Source organism: Microbacterium sp. ARD31, assembly GCF_031844425.1.
Genome location: NZ_JAUZVE010000044.1, coordinates 52436 through 59309 on the forward strand (window position 1 = coordinate 52436; position 6874 = coordinate 59309).

Below are 6874 nucleotides of genomic sequence, written 5' to 3' on the forward strand. Positions count from 1 at the left end.
GGGCCTGCCGCAGCACCTACGTTCGCCACGACCGACCGGGCCGAATCGCGGCGCAGCGGTCCTACTGGGGGTTCCTCATGCATGCACGTCTGCGTCGGCCTGCCGTCGCACTCCTCACCACCACGCTGGCGGCCGCCGTCCTCGGCGTCGCACCGGCGGCCCACGCCGCGGACGGCACCATCTCCGGTGTCGTCACCGGGTCGGGCGGACCGCTCGAGAGCGTTGAGGTCGCGCTGTACACGTACAACAGCGACGACAGCTACTGGGAGGCCTTCGACTACACCGACACCGATGCGGACGGCCGCTACTCGATCACCGTCGCGCCGGGGAACTACCGCGTCGGCTTCGAGGACTACTACAACGACCACGTCGAGGAGTTCTTCGACGATGCCGCCGACGTCGACGACGCCGACACGATCGCCGTGACCTCCGCCGGCAGCGCCGTGGCCAGCGCCGACCTCAACGCCGGCGGCCACGTCACCGGCCACGTCACCGGACCCGGTGGCGCAGACCTCGCCGACATCCGCGTCGTCGCCTACCAGCGGCAGGTCGACGACGACGGCTACGTCGACTACGTCTGGGTGCGGTCCGGCTACACCGACGACGACGGCACGTACGACGTCGGGGGGCTGGCCGCAGGCACCTACCGCGTCGCCTTCAGCGACGGCTACGTGGGCGAGTCGCACACCTACGCGAGCGAGTACTACGACGACGCGTCCAGCCTCGAGTCGGCGAAGGACCTGACCGTGACCGCGGCAGGCACCGTGCCCGGCGTCGACGCCACCCTCGCGCTCGACGCCGCCGTCAGCGGGCGGGTCACCGACGCGGCCGGCGCCGGCATCGAGGACGCCTGGGTCCAGGCCCTGGTGAAGTCCGGGAGCGAGTGGGACTTCGTCGGCTCCGCCTGGACCGCTGCCGACGGCACCTACGAGCTCGACGGCCTGCGCGCGGGCACCTACCGCCTGCGCTTCGCCGCGGTCGTCGACGGCCAGGAGGCGAACGAGTACTACCAGAACCGCGGTCGCCTCGAGTACGCCAAGGACGTGCCCCTCGCGGTCGCGGGTGAGGCGACCGGCATCGACGCCCGGCTGGTGCCCGGCGAGCACGTCGTCGAGACCACGGTGCAGAACACCGTCCGTCCGAGCATCACCGGCGCACCGGTCGTCGGGTCCACGCTCACCGCCTCGGCGGGCGCCTGGTCGCCGACCCCGACGGAGTACTACTACGACTGGCTGCGTGACGGCGAGCTCATCCACGGCTCGTACGACTCGACGTACACCCTCACCGCCGCCGACCTCGGCAAGTCGATCACCGTCCTGGTGACCGCCGGTGCCGAGGACTGGGAGTACGGCAACGCCGAGTCCGCGGCCGTCGGTCCGGTGACCAACCCGGTCGTCGTCCCGCCCGCGCCGACGCCCACGCCGACCCCGCCGGCCCCCACGGTCGACGTCCCGACGGCCCTCGCGGCGCTGGTGGCCACCATCGACGTGGCCGGCAAGCCGAAGGTCGGCAAGACGGTCAAGCTGACGGGCCTGGACAAGCTGCTGCGCAGCACGGGCGTGTCGTACAAGTTCCAGTGGTTCGCCGGCGCGAAGAAGATCAAGAAGGCGACGAAGTCCACGCTCAAGGTCACGAAGGCGATGAAGGGCACGAAGCTCTCGGTCAAGGTGACCGCGACCGCTGCCGCGTCCTCGAAGACCGTGAACATCAAGGTCGGCAAGGTCCGCTGACACGCGGCTCCGAGCGGAACGGCGCACCCCACCCCTGCGGGGGCGGGTTGCGCCGTTCGTGCGTCCCGGCGCCCTACGCTGCCCGGGACGGCCGTCCCCGACGCGGCCGTCCCACCTCGACCAAGGAGCTGTCATGGGTATCGGACTGGGCATCCTGCTTCTCGTCATCGGCCTGATCCTGCTGTTCGCCATCAAGGAGTTCCCCGACGCGGTGCAGGAGGTCGTCGACCCGGGCACGGTCGGCTGGATCCTGGTGGTCGCCGGCGTCCTCGCCCTCGTGCTCGGCCTGGTGATGAACAAGCAGCGCTCGACCACCACCCACGTCGAGGAGCGCCGCGACCTCTGACGCCCGGAAGAAGGATGATCTCGTGCTACGACGTCTCGTCAGGTGCGCCGTGGGCCTCGCCCTCCTCGCACCCCCCACCCTCGGCATCGCGCCTGCTGGCGCCGTCGGGAGCGCCCAGGCGCGCTGGGACCTCGCTGCACCGAGCCGCTTCTCCCCGAACGGCGACGGGGTGAAGGACGAGCTGCGACTTCGCATCACCGTGTCCGAGCGCACGCACCTGCGGCTGACGATCGGGCCCGCCTCGGAGCGCACGGTCGACCGTCGCGTCGACCTTGGCTCGCTGTCACCGGGGACGCACACCTGGACCTGGAACGGCCGCAACCAGTCCGGCAAGCAGGTCCCGGACCGTGCGTACTCCGTCCGCCTCTACGACACGGCCACCGTCGGCTACGCGACGTCGTTGGCCACCGAGAAGGTCCAGGTCGACACCTCCTTCGCGCCGACCCTCACGGCCCCCACCTACGGCGCCGAGCCGGGGACTCCCGCGCGGGTCTACCCCCGCAGCACGGCCGTCCGGGACAGCATCGCGTTGAGCGCGAACGTGTGGGACGACAAGATCGGACGTTTCGAGCTGGTCATCCGCAACTCCCGGGGCCGGGTCGTGCGCCGCGCCGACCTCGACGACGACGATCCCGGCTTCGGCACCGGTCGCACGGTGCCGTGGGCGGCAGTGCGCGGCGGCAGGCCGCTGGCCCCTGGCCGCTACACGGCGGTCGCAACCGGCCGCGACCTGGCCGGCAACACCGGGCGCTCGACCCCGCTGAGGATCTGGGTGTCCGCCGACGCGCTCGAGTGGCAGGAGCGCGCGGAGACCGTGACGGCGCTGGGCAGCACCTACACCGAGCCCTGCCTGGGGAGCGGCTGCGGGGACGCCCAGCCGTGCGGGACGGTCGTGCCGAGCGCGCTGTTCGCCGAGGGTCTCAGCTATCGCTCCGTGGAGTGCAGCGGGCCGTTCAGGTACCCGCTCGCGTCGCGGACCCACTTCCTGCCCGTGCCGGCGGGTCTCGGGGTGCGCGGCGTCGCCGAGGCCAAGGTGGGCTTCACCGGAGCGCCCACCACGACCGGGGAGGACGACGCCGGTGAGCTGAGCCTGCGGACGTCGGGCGCGCCGTCCGCCTCGGTGCGGGGCTCGAGTGGTGGCGAGACCCCCTGGGCCACGAACCTCTACGGCGGCGCGGGACGCGTCACGCTCGACGCCGACGACAACGAGGTGATGGTCCCGCCAGGCGTGCAGTGGACCTTCACGACACGTGGCTCCGACTCCGTCGACGTCGACCGGTTCACGGTCACCTACCGGTTCCTGGCGCCCGCCTAGAGCCAGCCGCGGTCCTGGGCGATCCGGGCCGCCTCGCTGCGGGTGGACGCGCCGGTCTTGCCGATGGCGGCGGACAGGTGGTTGCGGACGGTGCCCTCGGAGAGGTGGACCCGGGCGGCGATGGTCGCCACCGGCGCTCCGTCGAGGGCGTGCGTGAGCAGCTCCCGCTCGCGGTCGGTCAGCGGGCTGGGCCCGTCGATCAGCGACTCCGCGGCCAGGTCGGGGTCGATCACCCGCAGCCCCGCGTGCACTCGTCGTACGGCGTCGGCGAGCTGGCGCGCGGGGGTGTCCTTGACGACGAAGCCGGAGGCGCCCGCCTCGATGGCGCGGCGGACGTAGCCGGGGCGGCCGAAGGTGGTGACGACGAGGGACCGCACGCCGGGGAGCTCGCGTCGTACGGCCGCGGCGGCGTCGATGCCGTTGAGCCCGGGCATCTCGATGTCGAGCAGGCAGACCTCGGCGCCCGACGCGCGGGCCGCGTCGACGACCTCGTCGCCCCGGCCGACCTGGGCGACGACCTCGAGGTCGGTCTCGAGGTCGAGGAGGGCCGCCAGGGCGCCGCGCACGAGCGCCTGGTCGTCGGCCAGCAGCAGTCGGATCACGGGAACCCCACCTCCACGCGGGTGCCGGGCGCCGCGTCGAGCACGTCGAGCGTGCCGCCGGCACCGCCCACGCGTTCGCGCAGGCCGCGCAGCCCGTTGCCCTCCGGCCCGGTGCGCCCGCACCCGTCGTCGGTGACGGCGATCCCGTGCGGGCCGAGCTCGATGACCACCGACTGTGCGCGGGCATGGCGTACGACGTTGGTGACCGACTCGCGCAGCACCCAGGCCAGCAGCGCCCGGTGCCGCGGATCGGTGTCGGCGACCTCGCCCACGACCCGCGTGCTGATGCCGGCGTCGGCCAGCACCCGGGGGGCGGCGGCGAGCTCGGCGTCGAGGTTCCCGGCCCGGAGGCCGCCGACGGTCGCGCGCACCTCGGCGAGCGCCTGTCGGGCAGTCGTCTGGATCGACTCCAGCTCCTCCTTGGCGCGCGCCGGGTCGATGTCGATGAGCCGGGCGGCGAGCTCGGCCTTGACCGACAACGCCGTGAGCGAGTGGCCGAGCACGTCGTGGACGTCGCGCGCCACCCGCTCCCGCTCGGCGACGATCGCGTGCTCGCCGCGGGCCTGGTAGGCGAGGTGCTCCCGCTCGCCGAAGATCCGCAGCATCGCCCCGCCGATCATGATCGGCCACAGCATGAGGAAGAAGAAGGTCGGGAAACCGTCGATGTCCAGCAGCGAGAGCAGCGGGACCACGGCCCAGAACCCGACGGCCCACTTCCACCACGGGTGGGGCAGCTCGAGCGCCGAGAGGATCGCGAGGTAGGGGGTGAACGAGATGACGCCGATGCCGATCACCGGCGCCGTGGCCAGGGCCAGCGCCAGCATCAGGCCGAGCGCCCACCACGGGCCGAGGCGCGTGGAGTAGCCCAGCACGTTGGCCACCGCGAAGCCGGCGATGCAGAGCATCGCGCCGACCTGGGCGGGCAGGCCGACGTCGGACTCGGCGACCGCGATGACCGGGAAGGCCAGGAAGACCAGCCAGATGGCGGCGAAGGCCCAGCCCCACTTCTCCCACGGGTTGTCGGGGAGAGTGGGGCCGTCCGGGCCGCTCGGCGTCCTGTTCACACCCGCGCCCGGCTCCGGCGCACGCCCCACAGCGCCAGGAGGGAGAAGATGACCGTCCACGCGAGCACGTTAGCGACCGGCAGCCAGAGCGGGTCGCGGCCGCCCGAGGAGAGGTAGCCCTCCGTGAGCGGGAAGCGGGCGAGCGCGGCGTACCCGTAGAGGGGGGTGAGGCGGCCGATGTCGAGCAGCAGGCCGCTCATCGGCGTGAAGACGTTGCCGAGGAAGGCCAGGACCACGATCATCCCGGACGCGATCCCGGTGGCGTTGGGGCCGCGGAAGACCAGCGACATGGCCAGACCGTAGATCGCGAAGAGGGCAGAGCCCAGCCAGACCAGCGCCGCGGCGAGCACCCAGTCGCTCCAGCTCCCGCGGGCACCGGTGAGGGCGCCGATGCCGAAGATCAGCGTGACCGGCATGAGCGCCACGACCATCGCGATCACCGCCTTGGTGGCGACGAAGGCGAGGGGGCGCATCGGCGTGAGCCCGAGCTGACGTCCCCAGCCCATCACCTGCTCCGTCGCGGCACTGCCCGCGACGCCGGTCGTCGCGGTCACCGCGCCGTAGGCCGCCATCGAGATCATCACGTACATCGCGACGTTGCCGCTGCCCACCCGGTCCTCGGAGCCGAGGCCGAAGACGAGGAACATGAAGGCCGGCAGGCCGACGATGAAGAACATGCCGAACCGGTCGCGCAGCTGCCGGCGCAGGTCGAGGCGGCCGTAGGTGAGCATCGACGGGCGCGGCGCGGGACCCACGACGTCGGCGGCGGTGCTGGTGCGGACGAGCTGCTCGGTCATCGGGTGGCTCCTTCGAGGACGGTGTCGACCGGCGTCTCGGCGGTCAGGGCGAGGAAGGCGGCCTCCAGGCTGGCGGCGGAGACCTCGAGGTCGGCGACGCCGAGGGGGGCGAGGGCCTGCTGGACGCGGGCCAGCCACGCCGCGTCGATGCCGTCCGTGCCGACCACGTCGGCGGGCGGCCGGAAGGTGAGGGTGCGGCCGCCGTAGGCCGCGCGGACGTCGGCCGTGGCGGCGTCGTGGACGATCCGCCCGTGGTTCATCAGCACCGTGCGCTCGGCGAACTCGTCGGCCTCGGCGAGGTAGTGGGTGGCGAAGACGATCGTGCGACCGAGGGCCGCATCAGCGCGCATCGCGCGCCAGAACTCCTGCCGGGCGGCGACATCCATGCCGGTGGTCGGCTCGTCGAGGACCACCAGGTCCGGGTCGGGCACCAGCGCAAGCGCGAACTTCAGCCGCTGCTGCTCACCGCCGGAGCACGCCTCGACCCGTCGTCCGGCGAGGTCGGTGAGGCCGGCGCGCTCGAGCACCACCTCGACGCGGTCGGGCCGGCCGTGCAGCGCCGCGATCGCGCGGACGGTCTCCTCGACGGTGAAGTCGTGGAGCAGCCCGCCGGTCTGCATCACCGCGGACACCCGTCCGGCCCGTACGGCGGCGCCCGGCTCGGCGCCGTACACCTCGATCCCGCCGGCGTCGGGCCGCGTCAGCCCGAGGAGCAGGTCGACGGTCGTGGTCTTGCCGGCGCCGTTCGGGCCCAGGAAGGCGACGATCTCGCCGGGGTGGACGGTGAGGTCGACGTCGTCGACGGCCACCACGGTCGACCCGTCGGTGGCGCGGAACGTCTTGCGGAGACCGGTGGCGTGGATGGCTGGTCGGGTCATGCGAGCAGCCTGTCGGCGTACGACGCAACGACCCTCGCCGACCTGTCACGAGCTCGTCGTGACACCTGTCATCGGTCCGAGCATGCCGACCGGGCACTTCCTCGCGACAGAACGGGCCGACCCGGCCCCACCACGCGCTGGG

At 72.8% G+C, this 6874-nt stretch carries 7 protein-coding genes; 3 read left to right on the top strand and 4 right to left on the bottom strand.

The annotated features are described in order from the left end of the window. The first annotated feature begins 77 nt into the window (after positions 1 to 77). The 3 genes from Q9S36_RS42055 to Q9S36_RS42065 all read left to right on the top strand — a co-directional run bounded on the left by Q9S36_RS42055 (position 78) and on the right by Q9S36_RS42065 (position 3391). Complete coding sequence (locus tag Q9S36_RS42055; protein WP_311290717.1) at positions 78 to 1730, top strand: carboxypeptidase regulatory-like domain-containing protein; 1653 nt, start codon at positions 78 to 80, stop codon at positions 1728 to 1730. A gap of 133 nt (positions 1731 to 1863) precedes the next feature. After that, positions 1864 to 2076: a DUF6458 family protein gene (locus Q9S36_RS42060; RefSeq protein WP_311290718.1), complete on the top strand. Its 213-nt coding sequence runs from the start codon at positions 1864 to 1866 to the stop codon at positions 2074 to 2076. A 22-nt stretch (positions 2077 to 2098) separates the two neighbouring features. Then, the gene (locus Q9S36_RS42065; RefSeq protein WP_311290719.1) at positions 2099 to 3391 is read left to right on the top strand and encodes a FlgD immunoglobulin-like domain containing protein; all 1293 of its coding nucleotides are present in this window, start codon (positions 2099 to 2101) and stop codon (positions 3389 to 3391) included. Here the strand turns inward: Q9S36_RS42065 and Q9S36_RS42070 are convergent. Genes Q9S36_RS42070 through Q9S36_RS42085 form a run of 4 tightly spaced genes read right to left on the bottom strand, consistent with a single transcriptional unit; the run spans position 3388 to position 6732 of the window. Then, positions 3388 to 3993, bottom strand: coding sequence for a response regulator transcription factor (locus tag Q9S36_RS42070; protein WP_311290720.1), 606 nt, complete (start codon positions 3991 to 3993; stop codon positions 3388 to 3390). The genes Q9S36_RS42065 and Q9S36_RS42070 overlap by 4 nt on opposite strands. Beyond that, a complete protein-coding gene (locus Q9S36_RS42075) occupies positions 3990 to 5057 on the bottom strand; it encodes a sensor histidine kinase (protein ID WP_311290721.1) in 1068 nt (355 codons plus the stop codon). The genes Q9S36_RS42070 and Q9S36_RS42075 overlap by 4 nt, the downstream gene beginning before the upstream one ends. Continuing rightward, a complete protein-coding gene (locus Q9S36_RS42080; RefSeq protein ID WP_311290722.1) occupies positions 5054 to 5854 on the bottom strand; it encodes an ABC transporter permease in 801 nt (266 codons plus the stop codon). The genes Q9S36_RS42075 and Q9S36_RS42080 overlap by 4 nt, the downstream gene beginning before the upstream one ends. Then, entirely contained in the window at positions 5851 to 6732 is an 882-nt protein-coding gene (locus Q9S36_RS42085; RefSeq protein ID WP_311290723.1) for an ABC transporter ATP-binding protein, read from the bottom strand. Before Q9S36_RS42085 ends, Q9S36_RS42080 begins: the two co-directional genes overlap by 4 nt. Positions 6733 to 6874: the final 142 nt, after the last annotated feature.

Coding starts and splice junctions, on each gene's coding strand:
- Q9S36_RS42055 (WP_311290717.1), top strand. CDS start 78: ATGCATGCACGTCTGCGTCGGCCTGCCGTCGCACTCCTCACCACCACG.
- Q9S36_RS42085 (WP_311290723.1), bottom strand. CDS start 6,732: ATGACCCGACCAGCCATCCACGCCACCGGTCTCCGCAAGACGTTCCGC.
- Q9S36_RS42080 (WP_311290722.1), bottom strand. CDS start 5,854: ATGACCGAGCAGCTCGTCCGCACCAGCACCGCCGCCGACGTCGTGGGT.
- Q9S36_RS42060 (WP_311290718.1), top strand. CDS start 1,864: ATGGGTATCGGACTGGGCATCCTGCTTCTCGTCATCGGCCTGATCCTG.